We start from the raw sequence: 19,045 nt of genomic DNA, 5'->3' as shown, positions 1-19,045 counted from the left end.
GCGATGGATCACGACGCAACCGACTCGGCCGAATCCCCGGTCAGTCCGCGCTATCTGACATCCGATGGGGAGATAGAGGCGAGCCTGCGCCCGAAGTCGCTCGACGATTTCATCGGCCAGCCCCGGGTCCGCGAACAGCTCGCCCTGGTGCTGCGCGGCGCCAAACAGCGCGGCGGCACCCCCGACCACGTGCTGCTGTCGGGCCCGCCGGGGCTGGGTAAGACCAGCATGGCGATGATCATCGCCGCCGAACTGGGCACCGCGCTGCGCATCACCTCCGGCCCGGCGCTGGAGCGGGCGGGCGATCTGGCCGCCATGCTCAGCAATCTGGTCGAGGGCGACGTGCTGTTCATCGATGAGATCCACCGCATCGCGCGCCCGGCGGAGGAGATGCTCTACCTCGCCATGGAGGACTTCCGCGTCGACGTGGTGGTCGGCAAGGGGCCCGGCGCGACCTCCATCCCGCTCGACATCGCCCCCTTCACCCTGGTCGGGGCCACCACCCGCTCGGGCGCGCTGACCGGCCCGCTGCGCGACCGGTTCGGCTTCACCGGTCACATGGACTTCTACGAGCCCGACGAGCTGCTGCTGATCCTGCAGCGCTCGGCGCACATCCTCGGCGTCGGCATCGAGACCGACGCGGCCGCCGAGATCGCGGGCCGCTCCCGCGGCACGCCGCGCATCGCGAACCGGTTGCTGCGCCGGGTCCGCGATTACGCCGAAGTGCGCGCCGACGGACTGATCACCCGTCCCATCGCGCAGGCCGCGCTCGAGGTCTACGACGTCGACTCCCTCGGCCTCGACCGCCTGGACCGCGCGGTACTCGGCGCGCTGGTCCGCAGCTTCAACGGCGGCCCGGTGGGCGTCTCGACCCTCGCGGTCGCGGTGGGGGAGGAGGCCGCCACCGTCGAGGAGGTCTGCGAACCGTTCCTGGTGCGCGCGGGCATGGTCGCGCGGACGCCGCGCGGGCGCGTCGCGACGGCCGCGGCGTGGGAGCATCTCGGCTTGGTGCCGCCGCCCGACCTGGTGTTCGGCTCCATCGAAGTCCGTGGCAGGGAACCGCATCCGACGCTGGACCTGTTCGACTGATCGACGGTCCCGGCGTGCGCCGGCGGACGTCAGGTGAACGCCTTGTCCCGCCGCTGTCAGGATCCGCGCGACCGGCGCCCCCTGATCCGCACCGATAGAGTCGGGACATGACGGTGGTTCAATCCGTGCTCGACCGCATCCCCGAGCCGTATCGCAGCAAGGCGATCGAGCACCGGGAACTGCTCAAGTTCGCGACGGTCGGCGCCATCACGTGGTTCATCGACACGGGCGTCGTGTACGCCACCAAACTGACGGTGCTCGGCGAGAAGCCGCTCACCGCCCGCCTGCTCGGCGTGCTGATCGCCACCATCGCGTCCTACATCCTCAACCGCGAGTGGTCGTTTCGCACCAGGGGCGGGCGGCAGCGCCACCACGAGGCCGCGCTGTTCTTCGCGGTGAGCGCGCTCGGCATCGGCGTCACGATGATTCCGCAGGCGATCTCGCTGTATGTGCTGGATCTGCGGGTGCCGCACGTGGGACCGGTGACCCAGGCGGTGGCCAACTTCGTCACCGGTCAGATCCTCGGCGTGCTGCTCGCCATGGCCTTCCGCTTCTGGGCGCTGCGCCGCTTCGTCTTCCCGGACGACCTGCGCGAGGCCGAATTGCACAGCATCCAGGGCTGATTCGGCCCGCGCGTCAGTGCTGCGTTTTCTCGAGCGCGGTGACCACGAGGTCGAGGAAGGCGTCGACCTCGTCGCGGTGGTATCCGCGGGTGCCGAGGCGCGCCTCGGTGAAGCGGACCGCGCGCACGTCGCCGACCGTGAGGCAGCCGGGCCCGCCGTGCGCCAGGGTGGCCGCCACCAGATCCAGGAAGGCGTCCACTTCTTCCTCGTGGTAGCCACGGCGGCCGACTGGTGACTGGGTGAACCGCATCCGGTGCACGTCGTCGGGAGTGAGCAAGGGAGCGGGGCCGGGGCCGGTGCTACTGCCCGCGGGCAGCGGGCGCGTGCCGTTCTGCCGGTGTTCGAGCTCCGCGCGCACCCGGTCCAGGAACTCGTCCACCTGATCGGCCTGGTAGCCACGCCCGCCGAAACGTGGCGTGCCGAAGACGACGTGGCGGATGTCGTCGGCGGTGAGCGAGCCGTGACCGTCGAGGGTGGCGGCGACCAATTCCATGAAGGCGTCGACCTCGCCGGCGTGATAGCCGCGATGGCCGACCGACGGCATGGCGAAATGGATTCGGCACACGTCCTCGGGGGTCATCATCCGCGACATTGTGTCAGGGTCACCGACCGGATCCGGCCGAATACCGGTATCTCGTACTGCGCGGTCTCGTCCGAACCCGTCTCTTGCAAACACGAACGCCCCCATGCGAACCACTGGCTTGTGCACCCACACTGTAGTCGCCGTGGGCGTTTTCGCGCGGGCGGTCGTCAGTCCTTGCGCACGCCGTCGATGAGCAGCCGCCGGACCGCCTGGTTCAAGCCGCTGATGGCTGCTTCGTCCGGCTCGCGCATGCCGTGGATGACGCCGGCGAGCAGCATTCCCGTCACCGCGCGCGCGGTGTTGGCGGTGTCCAGGTCGGCGCGCAGGTAACCCCGCTCGACGCCGTGTTCCAGGTAGCCCGCGGTGAGCGCGTCCGCTGTATCGAGCAGGCCGTAGAGCCGGGCGGTGAGTTCGTCATCGATGCCGGTGGCGTGGAACAGCAGCAGCTGCGGGATGCGCCGCTCCTCGAGGAGGATGCGCGAGAGCGCCGTGCCGATCCGCTCGAGCTGGGCCCGGTACTCGTCCAGCGAGCCCGCCGCGTCCGGGGCGTTCTGGGTGCCGAGCGCGTCGACGATGCGGGCGGACAGGTCGTCGATGACGTGATCGATGATGTCGCGCTTGTTGGCGAAGTATCGGTAGAAGGTGCCGTGGCCGATGCCGAGCTCGCTGGCGATGTCGGCGATGCCGGTGGCGTGATAGCCCTTCTCGGCGAAGCAGACGAACGCCGTGTCGATGATCTCCTGCCGCAATTCGGCCTTGCGTCGCTGCAGCGCGTTTCCGGCCGCCGACCGGGGCGCACGGGTGGATGGCTTCGTCACCCTGGCAATGATACTGTCGTCACAAACGGAATGATGTGTCATTCCGTGACAACTGATTCACATTTCTGGAGGTTCGACGTGGCGCCTCAATACGACGCCGTGGTGGTCGGTGCGGGATTCGGTGGCATGGGGGCGGGCATCGAGCTCGACCGGCTCGGTCTGAGCAACTTCGTGATCCTGGAGCGCGAGAACGATCTCGGCGGCACCTGGCATGTCAACCGCTATCCCGGCCTCGCGGTCGACATCGCCTCGGTGACCTACTCGTATTCCTTCGAGCCCAACCCCTACTGGTCGCGGTTGTTCGCCCCCGGCAAGGAGCTCAAGAAGTACGCCGAGCACGTCGCCGACAAGTACGGCCTGCGCCGCAGGATGCGCTTCGGCGCCGTGGTGGACGGCGCCCGCTGGGACGAGGAGCGCCAGCACTGGGTGGTCTCCCTCGCGGGCGGTGAAACCGTCACGGGTCGCTACCTGCTCACCGCGACGGGATTCCTCTCCCAGCCGTACACGCCGCCGTTCCCCGGCATCGAGTCCTTCGCGGGCAAGATCATCCACACCACCGCGTGGGAGGACGACTTCGACCTGACCGGTCGCCGCGCCGCGATCATCGGAACGGGCGCCACCGCGGTGCAGCTGGTGCCCGAGGTGGCGAAGAAGGCCGCCGCGCTCACCGTCTTCCAGCGCACCCCGATCTGGGTCGTGCCCAAGATCGACGCGCCGATCCCGGCGCCGGTGCAGAAGCTGTTCGCCAGGGTGCCCGCCGCCCAGAAGGCCGCGCGCCTGGTCAACACCTCGATGCTCGAGGCGCTGATGGTGGTCGGCGTGCTGCACTTCAAGCAGGCCAGGGCGTTGAACAAGGGTGCGGGCCTGTTCGCCAAGGCGCACCTGCGCGCACAGGTGCGCGACAAGCGGACCCGCGAGCAGCTCACCCCGCACTACGACTTCGGCTGCAAGCGCCCCACCTTCTCCAACCACTACTTCAAGACCTTCAACCAGCCGCACGTGCGGCTGGAGACGAACTCGATCGACCATGTCGAGGCCGACGGCATCGTCACCGCCGACGGGCACAAGACCGAGATCGACACACTGATCCTCGCCACCGGCTTCAACCTGTGGGACGTGAACTTCCCGGCCGTGGAGATCATCGGCCGCGACGGGGTGAACCTCGGAAAGTTCTGGCGGGACAACCGTTTCCAGGCCTACGAGGGCATCACGGTGCCGAAGTTCCCGAACTTGCTGAGCCTGAACAGCCCGTACTCCTACAGCGGTCTGTCCTACTTCACCACCATCGAGGCCCAGATGAAGCACATGGGCAGGCTGTTCGGCGAGCTGTTCCGGCGCGGCGAGACCACCTTCGAGGTGACCGAGGCCGCCAACGCCCGCTTCCTGGACACCGTCACCGACAGGCTCGGCGCCTCGGTGTTCTACGGCGGCGACTGCGCGACGGCACGCAGCTACTACTTCAACCAGCACGGCGAGGCCGCGCTGCTGCGGCCGAACAGCACCGTCAGCACGCACCGTCAGGCGGTGAGCTTCCCGCTCGACGACTACCTGTACGGCGTGCCCGCCTGATCCGAACCAACCGCCCCGCGACCGTAAATTACCTGGTCGCGGGGCCTTTTTTTAGGCCGGATGCCGCGGCCTGTCCGCCTCGCCGACCGCGCTTCGGGATGCCATCGGAGGTGCCGTGCGTCGCACGAGCCGGCTCCAGTGGCGCACGTCAAGGGTGTGCGGGTGTGGCAGTGCCGACAACAGCTGGCAGACTGTGGTGGTACTTGTCCATCCCACCCACAAGACAGGGACTGACTTCGACGATGGAACTTCTGTTTCCGCTGCTACTGGTAGCCCTGCTCGTGCCGATGTTCCTCGGTATCCGCCGCCAGAAGCGGGAGGCCGAGAAGGTCACGGCCATGCAGGACAACCTGAAGATCGGCGACGCGGTCATCACCACGTCGGGTCTGTGGGGCACCGTTGTCGACCTCGACGACGACACGGTCGACCTGGAGATCGCGGAAGACGTCGTGACCACCTGGTTGCGGCAGGCGATCCGTGAGGTCCGTACCGTCGACGAGACGACCGCCGACGAGACCGGTACCGACGAGACCCCGGCGGCGCCCGCCGAGGAATCGCCCGAGCAGACCGAGACCCGGCTGACCAAGGACTGACGTCGGCTGCGCCACGACCGCGCGCCGGACGCGCTCGCGTCCGGCGGCACACGCGTGTGCGCGCCTGATCCACTCTCGACTTCCCGCCTAGGAGATACGAACTGTGCCACCTTCTCAGGGATCGGCGCATCCGCTCAGGTTGCTCGGCGTCTACGCCGCGCTGCTGGCCGTGATCTATGCGCTGGTGTTCTTCACCGGTGACAAGTCCCCGACCCCCAAGCTCGGCATCGATCTGCAGGGCGGCACGCGGGTCACGCTGACCGCCCGCACGCCGGACGGCAGCAAGCCGAGCCAGGACAGCCTGCAGAAGGCGCAGGAGATCATCGAAAACCGCGTCAACGGTCTCGGCGTCTCCGGCTCCGAGGTGGCCATCGAGGGCGACAACATCGTGATCACGGTGCCGGGCGACGACGGCCAGCAGGCACGCGCGCTCGCCACCACCGCCAAGCTGTACATCCGTCCGGTGCTGCAGGCCGTGCCCAAGGGCGCGACCGTGCCGCAGGTGCCGCCCGCGCAGCTGCCCGTGCCGGACACCGGGCAGCCCGCCCCCGCGCCTGCTCCGGCCGAGGCTCCCGCACCTGAGGCTCTCGCACCGGAGGCGCCCGTCGACGAGGCGCCCGTCGAGGAGGCGCCCGCGCCGCAGCAGCGGGTCTTCCCCGCACAGGCGCCGACCCAGCCCGCGGACCCGAACGAGACCCCGCAGGAAGAGACGCAGCGCGAGATCGCGACGGCCAAGGCGACCAGGCAGAGCACCGACCAGGCCACCCAGCAGGCCGCGATGCTCGCGCTGGACTGCACCAAGCCCGACCCGCTCGCCGGCAACGACGACCCGAACCTGCCGCTGGTCACCTGCTCGCAGGACGGCACCGAGGTCTTCCTGCTGGACAAGAGCCGCATCGACGGCCAGGAGATCGACAACGCGGTCGCCAATCTCGATCAGCAGCAGTCGCGCTGGGTGGTCGACCTGCAGTTCAAGTCGACAGGCAGCGACGCGTGGGCCGACCTGACCCGCGAGTACCTCTACAAGCGCGTCGCGTTCACCCTGGACTCCAAGGTGTTCAGCGCGCCGCAGGTGCAGGCGGGTCCGCAGCTCGGCGGCAGCACACAGATCTCCGGCTCCTTCACCGCCAAGTCCGCCAAGGAACTGGCGAACACGCTGAAGTACGGTTCGCTGCCGCTGTCGTTCCAGACCTCCGAGGCGGAGACCGTCTCGGCGACCCTCGGCCTCTCCTCGCTGCGCGCGGGCCTGATCGCGGGCGCGGTGGGCCTGGCCGTGGTGTTGCTCTACTGCCTCGTCTACTACCGCATGCTCGGCTTCCTGACAGGCCTGTCGCTGATCGCCTCCGGCTTGGCCGTGTACGGGATCATGGTGCTGCTCGGGCGATGGATCGGCTTCACGCTCGACCTGGCGGGCATCGCAGGTCTGATCATCGGTATCGGTATGACCGCCGACTCGTTCGTCGTGTTCTTCGAACGCATCAAGGACGAGATCCGTGAGGGCCGCAGCTTCCGTTCGGCCGTGCCGCGCGGCTGGCAGCGGGCCCGCCGCACCATCCTGTCCGGTAACGCGGTGAGCTTCATCGCCGCCGCGGTGCTGTACGGGCTGGCGGCCGGGCAGGTCAAGGGCTTCGCGTTCACGCTCGGCCTGACCACCGTGCTCGACGTGGTGGTCGTGTTCCTGGTCACCGCACCGCTGGTGCTGCTGGCCTCACGGAGCGCGTTCTGGTCGAAACCGTCGGTCAACGGGCTCGGCGCGATCCAAGAGGTCGCGCGTGAGCGCCGGGCCGCAGAAGCCGCAGTCGCAGAAGGCGTGAGGACGCGATGACCAACAGCCAGACCAGCGCCTCGCTGCGCAAGGACGCCGACCGGCCGTTCGACGATTTCGTCCCCGGCCCGAACGCGCCGCAGCACGGCTTCTTCAACCGGCTCTACACCGGAACCGGCGCGATCGATGTCATCGGCCGCAGGCGGATGTGGTACGGCGTCACCGCCGTCATCATGCTGATCGCGTTGGCCAGCATCCTGTTTCGCGGGTTCAACTTCGGCATCGACTTCGAGGGCGGCTCCCGCATTCAATTCCCCGCGGGCGACGCCACCACTTCCCAAGTGGAGGCCGTGTATCACGAGGCGATCGGCACCGACCCGGTCTCGGTGCAGACCGTCGGCACCGGGTCGACCGCGACGATGCTGATCCGCTCCGAGGCGCTCGACGTGCAGCAGGTCGACAAGCTCAACGGCGCGTTGTTCGCGGAGTTCAAGCCCCTGGACAAGAACGGCAATCCGAGCCGGGCCGCGATCAGCACCTCGGACGTCAGCGAGACCTGGGGCAGCCAGATCACCGAGAAGGCTCTCCGGGCGCTCGCGGTGTTCCTGGTGATCGTCTCGATCTACATCGCCGTCCGCTTCGAACGCGACATGGCGATCGCGGCGCTGGCCGCGCTGGTCTTCGACGTGCTGGTCACCGCGGGCGTGTACTCGCTGGTCGGTTTCGAGGTCACCCCCGCGACGGTCATCGGCATCCTGACGATTCTCGGCTTCTCGCTCTACGACTCGGTCGTCGTGTTCGACAAGGTCGAGGAGAACACCAGGGGCATCCTGCACCTGAGCCGCCGCACCTACGGCGAACAGGCCAATCTGGCGATCAACCAGACGCTGATGCGGTCGATCAACACCGCGCTGATCGGCATTCTGCCCATCGTCGGCTTGATGGTGATCGCGGTGTGGATGCTCGGCGTCGGCACCCTGAAGGACTTGGCGCTGGTGCAGCTGGTCGGCCTGCTGGTCGGCACTTATTCGTCGATCTTCTTCGCCACCCCGCTCCTGGTCTCGATCAAGGAGCGCTGGGGTCCCGTGGCGGCGCACACCAAGAAGGTACAGTCCAAGCGCTCCGGCATCGCCGCGGCGCGGGCGGGCGTGGCCGCCGAGCAGCGTGCGGTGGCCGCCAGCGCTCGACGTGACATGGCCGACGCGCCGATGCGGCGGCATCGCGACACGGACCAGTCCCCGCGGCCGGGCGCCCGGCCGTCCGGAAAGCGGAACAAGAAGAGGCACTGACAACCGACGGTAGGGGGTTTCGTTCCATGCGACAGCCACGCAGCGTTGCGGTGCGTCTGATGGGAGCGGTCGCCGTGGGCGCCCTCGCCGCCGGATCGGTGGCCGGGTGCTCCGGGCAGAACCAGGTGCCCTCCATCGGTTACGCCGTCGATGCCGTGATCGCCAGCTACAACGGCGGCAGCACGCTCGGCGCGAGCAGCGGCTCGGCGGCGGTGTTCCAACGAGTGCTGACCGGGTTCTTCTACACCGGACCCGATGGGCAGCAGGTCGCCGACACCGATTTCGGCACCGCCAAGGAGGTGCCGGGCGAGTCCCAGACGATCCAGTACCGGCTCAACCCCGACGGCGTGTACTCCGACGGGGTGCCCACTTCCTGTGACGATCTGGTGCTGACCTGGACCGCGCACAGCGGGCGATTCACCGTGCCCGGTGCGGGCGGCCCCGTTCCGCTCTTCGACGCTGCCGACACCGCGGGCTACGAGGACATCGAGCGGGTCGACTGCCAGCCGGGATCCAAGGACGCCACCGTGGTCTTCCGGCCGGACCGGCGGTTCCTCCCGTGGCGTGACCTGTTCTCCGCGGGCGAGGTGATGCCCGCGCACATCGCCGCGCGGGTGGCCAACGTGCCGAATGTGGTGTCGGCCTTGCAATCCGGTGATCCTGGCGCCGTGCAGCGGCTGGCCGATTTCTGGAACACCGGCTGGACCATCGGTTCCGAGAACCTCGACCTCTCGCGGTTCCCCTCCTCGGGCCCGTACCGGATCGAATCCTTCAGCCGGCAGGACGGTTTGGTGTTGATCGCCAACGAACGCTGGTGGGGCAACAAAGCCGAGACCGGACGCATCGTGGTGTTCGACAAGACCGCCGATCTGAAGGCCAAGGTCTCCGACAACGCGGTGAGCATCATCGACGTCGGCGCGAACTCGGTGAAAGACCTCGATCTGGGCGGCTTCTCGTCGAAGACCGTGCCCGGCCGCGGCGCCGAGCAGCTCGTGCTCGCCACCGCGGGCGTGTTCGGTTCGGTGGACGCGCGCCGCGCCTTCGCGCTGTGCGTGCCGCGCCAGGCGCTGTTCGACACGCTGGGCAAGGCCGCCGACGTGCCGAACACCGGTCTCGGCGCTGGACCGCTCAATTCCCTTATAACACAGCAGGATTCGCTGTACTACCGGGCGACGACCGGCGCCGCCGAACGGTATCGCGGCACCGACGTTCCCGCGGCCACCGCCACGCTCGCCCGCGCGCGTGCGGCCAATCCGACGGTCCGCATCGGGTATCTCGCCCCCGACGAGCGGCGCGCCGAGACCGTGCAGATGATCGCCGAGGCATGCCGGTCCGCGGGCATCACCGTGGTGGACGCGGGCGCGCCCGACTTCCGCCCCGGCCAGCTCGGCGAGGGGCGCGTCGACGCCGTGCTGGCGAGCACCGCGACGGCGCCCGGCCCGGCCGGTTCGCTGACCGGAGTGGCGGCGACCAGCGCATTGCGCACCGGAAACGGCCTCAATTTCGGGCGATTCGGAAACGGCCGCTACGATGCGATCACCGATCAGCTTGCGGCCGACGACAACTCGGCCGCGCAGCTGGGTCTGCTGACCGAGGCCGAGAACCTGTTGTGGTCGGAGGTGCCGAGCATTCCGTTGTTCGCCACTCCGCGCACGATCGCCTTCGGCAACGGTCTGCACAACGGTGTGGCCGGACCCACCCAGGGTGGTACCGGCTGGAACATGGACCGCTGGGTGTTGCGGCGGTGACAGGTGTTTGTGGGTGAGTGATCATGGAGAGGTGTCGATGAGTAAGCACGCGGCGATCGAGTCCGACGAGATTGTCGCCGAGCGGACCGCTATGGCGGCCGAGCTGGTCGAACGCCTGACCCGCTGGCGCGACGATTTTCCGACCCCCGGTGTCCGCTTCGCCGACCTCACGCCCGTCTTCGCCGATGCCGAGGGCTTCCGCGCGGTCATCGATTGCCTCGCCGCCTGCGCGCCGGACGCGGACCTGGTCGCGGGGGTGGACGCCAGGGGCTTCCTGCTCGGCGCGGGCGTCGCCGCCACCCTCGGCACCGGTGTGCTGGCCGTCCGCAAGGCGGGCAAGCTGCCGCCACCCGTACTGACCCGCGAGTACAGCCTCGAGTACGGCACCGCCGCCCTGGAGATCCCCGGTGACGGCGTGGACCTGAGGGGTCGCCGGGTGCTGCTGCTCGACGACGTGCTCGCCACCGGCGGCACGCTGGCCGCCGCCGCGGACCTCTTCCTGTCGGCAGGCGCGGAGATCATCTCGGCCGCGGTCGTGCTCGAGCTGAGCTTCCTGGAAGGCCGGAGTCGTCAGGGGGACTACCCGCTGACCTCCATCGTCCGGATCTGATTGTGCCGCGGCCGCTTCCGGCCGTTGACGTGGCATGTTTCGACGTGCCGAGTGGCCCGTAGATCCCGCATCCTCCGGTAGCGAATTGCTATCGTCCCAGTCGCTGTCGAGTGATTGATGACGATGGAGAGGGCAGGGTGGCCAGGAAACTGCAGCCGAGTGGGCTGTCGGGCTCGATGATCAGGACTTCGGTGGGTACGGTCGCGATCGTGCTGGCGGTGGTCGCCATCGGGATGTACCACCCGTCCCCGGAACGGCCGCCGGATCTGGCCTCGCGCACCGAGCAGTGGACCGAACTGCACGACGGACCGCAGCCGTACTCCGATGTGAACATCCAGTGGGACGTTCCCATCCAGATGAGCGACGGCGTCATCCTGAAGGCCAACGTCTACCGTCCCGCGCAGACCGGCGGCCCGGTGGAGACGCGGCCGCTGCCGACGATCGTGAACATGACGCCCTACACCAAGCTCATGACGAATCTCATCGATTCGGCGCTGGCGGCACCCGGCCTGCAGCCGCTCGCGGTGGACCTGGTGCGCCGGGTCAACGTCTCGGGCACGAAGATCACCGGATTCGGCGATCTGCTGCACGCGTTGGACGGCGGGACCGTGCAGACCGTGCTCGGCATCGATCGCAATCTCATCCGCAGCGGCTACAACCTCGTCGTGGTCGACGTCCGCGGCACCGGTTTCTCGCAGGGCGCCTGGGACACCCTGGGCGCGCGCGAACAGCTCGACACCCGCGAGGTGATCGACTGGGCCGCCACGCAACCCTGGTCCGACGGCAAGGTCGCGATGAGCGGCGGGTCGTATGCGGGCATCAACCAGTTGCGGGCCGCCGAGGACGCGCCCGCGCCGTTGAAGGCGATCTTCCCGGTGGAGCCGGGCAGCGACCTCATGCGCGACGTGGTGGCTCCCGGCGGCGGCATCGGCATCACCTTCCTGCCGCTGTGGCTCAGCAACGTCAACCAGCTCAAGCTGATCCCCGACGTGTCCTCGATGCTCGGCGGCACGTTCGACTGGGCGTGGTTCCACGAGCGGATGTCGGATCCGAATACCAACTTCGACCTGCTAGCTCAGGCGCTGCTGACGCCGTCGCTGGATCGTGTCCCGTCGGCGCTGGCGGACGCGCTCGACGCCGACAGCCCGTTCCGGCAGGGCATCCTCGGCCATCCCGATCGGGTGAACGTCCCGGCCTTCGTCTACGGCGGCTGGCACGACATCTTCGCCAACAGCGCCACCAATTTGTTCAACGCGATACCGCTGCCCGACGACCAGAAGAAACTCGTCGTCGGCAACACCTACCACGCCAATCCCGGCGCGGGGACCGGTGTGCCCGGCGCCCCGCCCCGGCTGGACGTGCTGCAGCGCGCGTGGTTCGACAAGTGGCTCAAGGACATCGACAACGGCATCGACGGATACGGCCCGATCGTGCTGTGGGAGCAGGGCGGCAGCTGGATCACCCTCGGAAGGTTCCCGCAGCCGGGCATCGTGCATCGCCGTGTCTACCTGTCGGGGCAGGCCAGCGGCACCGCCGAGGGTGTGGTGCACGACGGCTCGCTGACGTCGACTCGTCCCGCCGACGCGGCCGTGCTCACCGTCGCTCCGGGGCTCACCACGATCTGCTCCCGCGACGCCGCCCAGGCATCGGCCGGCATCACGTCATTCCTGGACGTGTGCGCCAAGGACTCCCGGATCGCCGAACGCAACGCGCTCACCTTCACCAGCGCGGCGGTCGCCGAGCCGACCGTGATCTCCGGCCCGATCAACGTGCACCTCAACACCGTGCACCACGCCACCGACGGCTACTGGAGCGTCACCATCAACGACGTCGCGCCCGACGGCACCTCGGTGGTCCTGTCCACCGGCCAGCTGACCGCCTCGATGCGGGCCGTCGACGAAGCCAAGAGCACCCGCTCACCCTCCGGTGACTACACCGCGCCGTTCAACCCGATCACCTTGGACAGCATGCTCCAAGTGGTGCCCGGCGAACCGATCGCGCTCGACATCGCCGTCATTCCCACCCAGGCGGTTCTCCAGCCGGGCCACCGGCTGCGGGTCGACGTCTTCGCGGGCAACTCGCCGAAAGGACTCGCGTTCCGGCCGATGCTCAACAACACCGAGTTCAAACCGCAGTCCCTGAACATCGATCCGAACGCGCCCAGCTTCGTCAACCTGCCCACCAACCGGCCGCTGTAGGCGTACCTCCGCATACGCTCCGGCCATGCGCGGATCTGAGGACGGACTACGTCCGGCAGCGCTTGTCGTGCGTACCTCCTTGCATACGCTCCGGCCATGCGCGGATCTGAGGACGGACTACGTCCGGCAGCGCTTGTCGTGCGTACCTCCTCACATACGCTCCGGCCATGCGCGGGTCTGAGGACGGACTACGTCCGGCAGCGCTTGTCGTGCGTACCTCCTCACATACGCTCCGGCCATGCGCGGGGGCTGCTCTCTCAGACGGTCGCGCGGACCGGGGAGGGCGGCTGGGTGGCCCGTGCCCGGCGCATCAACCGGGGGTGGCGCAGCAGGCCCGGGCCGAGTTTGACCGCCAGGAAACTCAGTGCGAGCCAGGGGCGCAGGTGCGGGTCGAGCTTGCGTATGCGGCCGTCCTCGGCGAGTTCGAGGACCATGGCCTCGGTCATCCGGAACGGTCCGACCTTCGCCTCGGCCAGCAGCACCCGGCGCGCGCCGTCGCCCAGCCGCGCGGTCCAGCGCAGTCCGGAGACGCCGCGGTAGACCACCGTGAGCAGGACGCGCAGGTCGTCGTGCCCGCGGAAGACGAGGGCGCCCGAGATCGGCGAGTGCAGCTCGGCGTCCGGGGCGAGCGTCTCCATCAGCGCGTCGATGTCGGCGGTCTCGGTCGCCGTACAGAACTGGTCCACCACATCCGGCATGTCCACGCACCCTTCCCTTCGGTCGTCTGGCCGCCAACGTAATCGAGTCACTTGTTTTTTGCAACGGACTAGAATGGCACGGTGGCCAAGGCTGACCTGTCCGAGATCGTCTGCTCGATCGCCCGCACGCTGGACGCGGTGGGGGAGCGGTGGACGCCGCTGATCCTGCGCGACCTGTTCGTCGGGATGACGCGCTTCGAGGACATCCGCCGCGATCTCGGCGTCGCCTCGAACGTGCTCGCCGCCCGGCTGGAGACGCTGCGGGCGCACGGCATCGTCGAATCGCGCGTCTACCAGACGAATCCGGTGCGGCGGGAGTATCTGCTCACCGAGAAGGGGCGCGATCTGTATCCCGTGCTGGCCACGCTGATCGCCTGGGGCGACAAGTGGAGCGCGGGGCCGGAGGGGCCGCCCGTCGTCTCCGTGCACCGCGGGTGCGGGCAGCGCACCTCGGGTGTGGTGGTGTGCGAGGAATGCGGCGAACCGCTGACCGCCGAGACCGTGTACTGGCAGCCGGGTCCCGGCGCGCGGCGGGGGCAGGGGACGATGCTGGTGGGTGATTTCATCGAGGCCGCCGAATGATTCGCCGACCAGGGCGGCCCGGCCCACGCCCGACGCAGACATTGTGAGCGAAATTGCACTGGCACGATCGCCCAGTGTGTGTTTAACCTGGAACGGTCTTGTCCCCGTCGATCGGAGTATGCGTTGATCTTCTCGAGGTAGCGCTTTCGGGCGGCCCGCGTACGCGCGCCGCGTTCCCGTCGCAACCTCAGGGGTTCCGCATGACCTTTCTTTCTCTTTCCGATCTCACGTTCTCCTGGCCGGACGGCACTCCGGTGTTCGAAGGACTCGGCGCGGTGTTCCCGGCCGGACACATCGGCCTGGTCGGTGTCAACGGCGCCGGGAAATCCACCTTGCTGCGCCTGGTCGCGGGGGAGTTGACGCCCGCCCGCGGGTCGGTCGCGGTGTCCGGGCATCTCGGCTATCTCCGCCAGGATCTCGGGCTGGCGGACGGCCAGCGGGTCGACGCCGTGCTCGGCATCGATGGGGTGCGAAAGGCTCTGCACCGCATCGAATCCGGTGACGGCGACGAGCGCGACTTCGAGACCGTCGGCGCCGCATGGGATGTCGAGGAGCGCGCCGTCGCACTGCTCGACCGGCTCGGCCTGCACTACGTGGCGGACTCCGCGCAGGGGCTCGACCGCCGCCTGGACACCCTGTCCGGCGGCGAGACCGTGCTGCTCGGGCTGGTGGCCGAATTGCTCGCCGAACCCGACGTGCTGCTGCTCGACGAACCGACCAACAACCTGGATCACGTTGCGCGCGAACGCCTCTACGAGGTGATCAGGCAGTTCTCCGGAACGGTGCTCACGGTCAGCCACGATCGCGAACTGCTGGAACGGATGACCGCCATCGCGGAGCTGCGCACGGGCGAACTGCGGTTGTTCGGCGGAAACTTCGGCGAGTACGAGCGCATCGTCGAGGCCGAACAGCAGGCGGCGCGCTCGGCGGTGCGCGAGGCGCGCAACGACGTGCGCAGGCAGGCACAGGAATTGGCCGATACCCGCGTCAAACTGGACCGCAGGCAGCGCTACGGCAAGAAGCAGGCCGACAACATGCCGAAGATCCTCGCCGGAGCGCGCAAGCGCGCGGCGCAGGTGTCGGCGGGCAAGCTGCGCAACACCCACATCGAACGGCTGGACACCGCCAAGGATCAGCTCCAGCAGGCGGAGGAACTCGTCCGCGACGACAAGGAGATCCGCATCGAACTGCCCGGCACCCGGGTCTACCCGGGGCAGGAGGTGCTCGCGCTGGACGAGGTGACGCTGGCCTGCGGACCTACGGTGACGCTACGGGTCTCCGGGCCGGAGCGTATCGCGCTGACCGGACGCAACGGGATCGGCAAATCGACGCTGCTGCGCCGGATCGCGGACGCACCGCCCTCGGTGGCCTGGCGGATGCTGCCGCAACGGCTCGACCTGTTCGACGAGAGTCGCTCGGTGTTCGAGAACGTGTCCGCCGCCGCGCCGCACGCGACGCCGTTGCAGGTGCGTTCCCGGTTGGCGCGCTTCCTGTTTCGCGGCGGCGACGCCGACGTCGCGGCGGGCGCGCTGTCGGGCGGTGAGCGGCTGCGCGCCGCGCTGGCCATGCTGCTGCTGGCCGATCCCGCGCCGAGACTGCTGCTGCTCGACGAGCCGACCAACAACCTCGATCTGCCCAGCCTGCACCATCTGACCCAGGCGCTGGCCGGCTTCGAGGGCGCGCTGATCGTGGTCAGCCACGACCCGCGCTTCCTGGACGACATCGGGGTGACCCGGCGGCTCGAGCTCACCGAGAACGGGCTGGTCGACGCCGACCGGATCGTCGACCAGGGCGCGCCGGACACCGATCCGGCGGTCTGACGTGGGCGCCTTGCGCGCGCCGGCTTCCGCCTGGCAAAATGTTCGGGTCGTCCGATTCGAGACGAAAAGTACTGTCGGGCAGACGCTTCCGCGGTCCGCCCTGGGATGAAGGGGGTCGACCCGGTGCAGTTCGCCCGACGCCTCGCCACCACGATCTTCGCCGCCGCCGCCCTGGTTGCGCTGGGCTCCGCCGCCGCGGGAACGGCCCAATCGGAGCCGTACTACAAGAACTGCGCCGAGGTCCGCGCGGCGGGCAAGGCCCCCCTGCACGAGGGCGAGCCGGGCTACGCCGAGCACCTGGATCGCGACGGCGACGGCATCGCCTGCGAACCGAAGCGTTAGTCTCCGCTCCGCACCTGGCGAGCCGATTCGGCCGACGCCCACCGGCTGGTAAGGAGCTCGTCGGGGCCACCGACGAGCTCCTGCGCCCGGATGGCGCTCAGCCGACCAGCCCGAGGCAGAGCTTGAACGACGGCGTGCCGCCCATCAGGTACGCGCCAGCGGACTGGAGGATGCGGTCCTGGGCGACGATGTGCTGGCACATGGTGTTGGTGTCGCGCAGCCAGCGGTCCAGCGGCGAGGGCCGGTAGATGGCGGCCGTCTGGCGCAGGTCGTAGAGGCGGCCGACGATGGTGCGGGCGGTGCGGAAGGCGTGCAGGCGGGAGAGCGGCAACGCTGCCCGCTCGGTCGGGGCGAGCTCGTCGAGTGTGCCTCCCGCGCCGAGGATTTCCCACTGGCGGTGCAGCGCCGCGTAGACGCCGGAGCGCGCGGCGTGCAGTGCGGCCTCGCATTCGGCGATGGTCACCTGGACGCGGTAATCGTCGGCCTTGGCTGCGGATTCGGCGCGCGCGTGGTCCAGCGCGGCGCGCGCGACGCCCAACGGGACCGCCGGCATGTTGCGCATGTGCACCTCGGGCTGGCCGAGCGGGCCGAAACCGTGTCGCACGGAAGCGAACTCGAGCGTGTGCTCCTCCGGAACGAACACCTCGGCGATGCGGTAGTCACAGCTGCCGCTGCCCGCCAGCCCCGTGGTGTGCCAGGTGTCGATGACCTCGACCTGCGCGCGCGGCACCATGAACAGCCGCGAATCCGGCGCGCCGGACGCGTCGCGTTCGGGCTCGCCGTCCCGAACGACGAACGCGCCGGACACCACCCAGTCGGCGTGGGTGATGCCGCTGCCGAACTGCCAGCGGCCGCTGAGCCGGAAGCCGCCGGGCACGCGCTCGGCGCGGCCGGTCGGGAACAGCAGTCCCGCGGTCACCATGTCCAGGCTCGGGAACATCTCCTTGGCGACCGCCTCGTCCAGGAACCGGGCGTACAGGCCGGTGTCGGAGCCGATCATGGCGCACCAGCCGACCGAGGCGTCGCCGTAGGCGAGCGCCTCGACCACCTCGGTCTGCTCGATGGAGGTCAGTTCGGGCCCGCCCCAGTCGCGCGCGAACGCCATACGGAAGACGCCCGCGTCGCGCAGCAGTTCGACGATGTCGGCGGGCAGCCTGCGCGCGGCCTCGATCTCCTCGGCGCGCTCGCGCAGCTGCGGCGCCAGCGCCTGCGCGCGGGCCAGGATCTCGGCGCCGGAGCCGAGCGGGTTGGTGCGGGGTTCATCGACGAGGGTCATCCGCGGTTCTCCTTGCTGAGCGGGGTGATCGCCTGGGGGAAGCGGAAGAAGTTATCCGGGTCGTACCGGTGCTTGAGCCGCGCCAGGCGTGCGTGATTGGGTCCGTAGTAGGCGGACAGGTCGGTGAGAGCGGGGTCGGTGAAGTTCACGTAGGCGGCGTCGGTGGCGTAGTTGCCCATCTCCTCGTACAGACCGTCGAGCCATTCGAGGTTGCACCACACCGTCTGCGCCGAGTCGGTCTCGCTCCACGAGGTGTCCATCGAGACGAGGAACAGCGTGTCGCGGTGCGGGAAGGCGGTGTCGCCGACGGGGATTCGGTTGATCGCGCCGCCCCAGGTGAACAGTGCGACACCTGCGCCGTCCGGATTGGCGCTGCCAGGCCAGCGATCGATGGCGTCGATCACGACGTCGATCCCCGCCTCGGTCAGTGGTTTCGGCGTGCACCGGGTGCGCACCGCGAAGGGGTCGCCCGAGGTCTCGTGATGCAGGAAATCCTTGGCCTGCCAGTAGTCCCGATCGGCGATGTCCACTCGGTGCGGCGTGGCGGCCGCGAGCGCCGGTTCGAGCAGTTCACGCAATTCCGATGCGGGACCGAGGTGCTGGCCGATCACCGAGACCACGCCGGGGCCGTCGCCCGAACGGCTCGCGCCGATGCGCGCCGCGAACTCGTCGGGCGCCGCGGCCATGATCTCCTGCATGACCGCGAGCACGCGCCGCGCGTCGCGCCACTCCCAGAGCAGCAGGCAGGTCGAGCTGGACACGGTGGGGCGAGCCTGGAACGTGAACGACGTGTTCACCCCGAGGTTTCCGCCGCCGCCACCGCGGCAGGCCCAGAACAGGTCCGCGTTCTCGCGCGCGTCGCAGCGCAGTGTGCTGCCGTCGGCCAGCACGATCTCGGTCTCCACCAGCGCGTCCGCGGTGAGCCCGAACGCGCGCGACACCGCGGCCACGCCGCCGCCGAGCACCAGCCCGCCGATCCCGACCTGATTCGAATTGCCGAGCGGCACGGCCAGATCGTGCTCCTGCAACGCGGCATACACCGCGCCGTTGGTGGCGCCGCCGCCGACGGTCACCAGCCCGTTCGCCGCGTCGACCCGCATGCCACCGAGGCCGCGCAGGTCGAGCACCAGCCCGGTGCCGACCGAATGCCCGGCGTAGCTGTGCCCGCCGCCCCGCGCCACCAGCGGCACCTCGGCCTCGCGTGCCCACAGGACCGCCCGCGCGACGTCGGCGGCGTCGCGCACCGACAGCACCGCGCTCGGCCGAATGTCGGCGTACCGCTTGTTGAACGGGACGCTCGCCGCCGCGAAACCGTCGTCGCCGGGATAGCGCACCGTTCCCGCGTTCAAGCGGTCGAGACTCGCGATATCGGTCATCGGCCCGCCTCCGACGGTGTTGTGCGGCGGTACCGGTCCGTGACAGAGAGTTCCGGTGTTCCGCGT

General features: G+C 69.2%; 17 protein-coding genes. 12 read left to right on the top strand and 5 right to left on the bottom strand.

The features are described 5' to 3' along the window. Window positions 1-3: 3 nt before the first annotated feature. Both ruvB and AB0H50_RS00600 read left to right on the top strand, forming a co-directional pair. A complete protein-coding gene (ruvB, locus tag AB0H50_RS00605) occupies window positions 4-1,089 on the top strand; it encodes a Holliday junction branch migration DNA helicase RuvB (protein WP_357444536.1) in 1,086 nt (361 codons plus the stop codon). Between the two features lie 107 nt (window positions 1,090-1,196). Continuing rightward, on the top strand, window positions 1,197-1,712 hold the full coding sequence (locus AB0H50_RS00600; protein ID WP_357444533.1) for a GtrA family protein: 516 nt from the start codon (window positions 1,197-1,199) through the stop codon (window positions 1,710-1,712). A gap of 13 nt (window positions 1,713-1,725) precedes the next feature. Here the strand turns inward: AB0H50_RS00600 and AB0H50_RS00595 are convergent, their stop codons facing one another. Then, window positions 1,726-2,295, bottom strand: a complete 570-nt coding sequence (locus tag AB0H50_RS00595) for a DivIVA domain-containing protein (protein ID WP_357444530.1) — start codon at window positions 2,293-2,295, stop codon at window positions 1,726-1,728. Window positions 2,296-2,462: 167 nt separating this feature from the next. Then, window positions 2,463-3,044: a helix-turn-helix domain-containing protein gene (locus AB0H50_RS00590; protein ID WP_357447125.1), complete on the bottom strand. Its 582-nt coding sequence runs from the start codon at window positions 3,042-3,044 to the stop codon at window positions 2,463-2,465. 147 nt (window positions 3,045-3,191) lie between these two features. Here AB0H50_RS00590 and AB0H50_RS00585 point away from each other — a divergent pair, with 147 nt between their 5' ends. The 7 genes from AB0H50_RS00585 to AB0H50_RS00555 all read left to right on the top strand — a co-directional run bounded on the left by AB0H50_RS00585 (window position 3,192) and on the right by AB0H50_RS00555 (window position 12,885). After that, the gene (locus AB0H50_RS00585; RefSeq protein ID WP_357444527.1) at window positions 3,192-4,682 is read left to right on the top strand and encodes an NAD(P)/FAD-dependent oxidoreductase; all 1,491 of its coding nucleotides are present in this window, start codon (window positions 3,192-3,194) and stop codon (window positions 4,680-4,682) included. 242 nt (window positions 4,683-4,924) lie between these two features. After that, the gene (gene yajC / locus AB0H50_RS00580; protein ID WP_357444524.1) at window positions 4,925-5,275 is read left to right on the top strand and encodes a preprotein translocase subunit YajC; all 351 of its coding nucleotides are present in this window, start codon (window positions 4,925-4,927) and stop codon (window positions 5,273-5,275) included. Between the two features lie 103 nt (window positions 5,276-5,378). Beyond that, window positions 5,379-7,100, top strand: a complete 1,722-nt coding sequence (gene secD, locus AB0H50_RS00575; protein ID WP_357444522.1) for a protein translocase subunit SecD — start codon at window positions 5,379-5,381, stop codon at window positions 7,098-7,100. Further along, window positions 7,097-8,329 (top strand): protein translocase subunit SecF, encoded by a 1,233-nt coding sequence (gene secF, locus AB0H50_RS00570; RefSeq protein ID WP_357444519.1) that lies wholly within the window; start codon window positions 7,097-7,099, stop codon window positions 8,327-8,329. The genes secD and secF overlap by 4 nt, the downstream gene beginning before the upstream one ends. Before the next feature lie 26 nt (window positions 8,330-8,355). Continuing rightward, window positions 8,356-10,077: an ABC transporter substrate-binding protein gene (locus AB0H50_RS00565; protein WP_357444516.1), complete on the top strand. Its 1,722-nt coding sequence runs from the start codon at window positions 8,356-8,358 to the stop codon at window positions 10,075-10,077. A 37-nt stretch (window positions 10,078-10,114) separates the two neighbouring features. Continuing rightward, the gene (locus tag AB0H50_RS00560) at window positions 10,115-10,687 is read left to right on the top strand and encodes an adenine phosphoribosyltransferase (protein WP_357444513.1); all 573 of its coding nucleotides are present in this window, start codon (window positions 10,115-10,117) and stop codon (window positions 10,685-10,687) included. A 137-nt stretch (window positions 10,688-10,824) separates the two neighbouring features. Continuing rightward, window positions 10,825-12,885 carry a CocE/NonD family hydrolase gene (locus AB0H50_RS00555; protein WP_357444510.1) on the top strand — a complete coding sequence of 687 codons (2,061 nt, stop codon included), beginning with the start codon at window positions 10,825-10,827 and terminating at the stop codon, window positions 12,883-12,885. 257 nt (window positions 12,886-13,142) lie between these two features. Here AB0H50_RS00555 and AB0H50_RS00550 read toward each other — a convergent pair whose 3' ends face one another. Further along, entirely contained in the window at window positions 13,143-13,583 is a 441-nt protein-coding gene (locus tag AB0H50_RS00550; RefSeq protein WP_357447122.1) for a nuclear transport factor 2 family protein, read from the bottom strand. Between the two features lie 81 nt (window positions 13,584-13,664). Here AB0H50_RS00550 and AB0H50_RS00545 point away from each other — a divergent pair, with 81 nt between their 5' ends. The 3 genes from AB0H50_RS00545 to AB0H50_RS00535 all read left to right on the top strand — a co-directional run bounded on the left by AB0H50_RS00545 (window position 13,665) and on the right by AB0H50_RS00535 (window position 16,327). After that, window positions 13,665-14,165 carry a helix-turn-helix domain-containing protein gene (locus AB0H50_RS00545; protein WP_357444507.1) on the top strand — a complete coding sequence of 167 codons (501 nt, stop codon included), beginning with the start codon at window positions 13,665-13,667 and terminating at the stop codon, window positions 14,163-14,165. A gap of 200 nt (window positions 14,166-14,365) precedes the next feature. Next, window positions 14,366-15,985: an ATP-binding cassette domain-containing protein gene (locus AB0H50_RS00540; RefSeq protein WP_357444504.1), complete on the top strand. Its 1,620-nt coding sequence runs from the start codon at window positions 14,366-14,368 to the stop codon at window positions 15,983-15,985. A 123-nt stretch (window positions 15,986-16,108) separates the two neighbouring features. After that, window positions 16,109-16,327, top strand: a complete 219-nt coding sequence (locus AB0H50_RS00535; protein WP_357444501.1) for an excalibur calcium-binding domain-containing protein — start codon at window positions 16,109-16,111, stop codon at window positions 16,325-16,327. A gap of 97 nt (window positions 16,328-16,424) precedes the next feature. Here AB0H50_RS00535 and AB0H50_RS00530 read toward each other — a convergent pair whose 3' ends face one another. Continuing rightward, entirely contained in the window at window positions 16,425-17,603 is a 1,179-nt protein-coding gene (locus AB0H50_RS00530) for an acyl-CoA dehydrogenase family protein (RefSeq protein ID WP_357444498.1), read from the bottom strand. Then, window positions 17,600-18,979, bottom strand: coding sequence for an FAD-binding oxidoreductase (locus tag AB0H50_RS00525; protein WP_357444495.1), 1,380 nt, complete (start codon window positions 18,977-18,979; stop codon window positions 17,600-17,602). The genes AB0H50_RS00530 and AB0H50_RS00525 overlap by 4 nt, the downstream gene beginning before the upstream one ends. Window positions 18,980-19,045: the final 66 nt, after the last annotated feature.

It is taken from the genome of Nocardia sp. NPDC050793 (assembly GCF_040654065.1).
GTDB lineage: Bacteria > Actinomycetota > Actinomycetes > Mycobacteriales > Mycobacteriaceae > Nocardia.
This window is presented reverse-complemented; position numbering and strand designations above follow the sequence as displayed.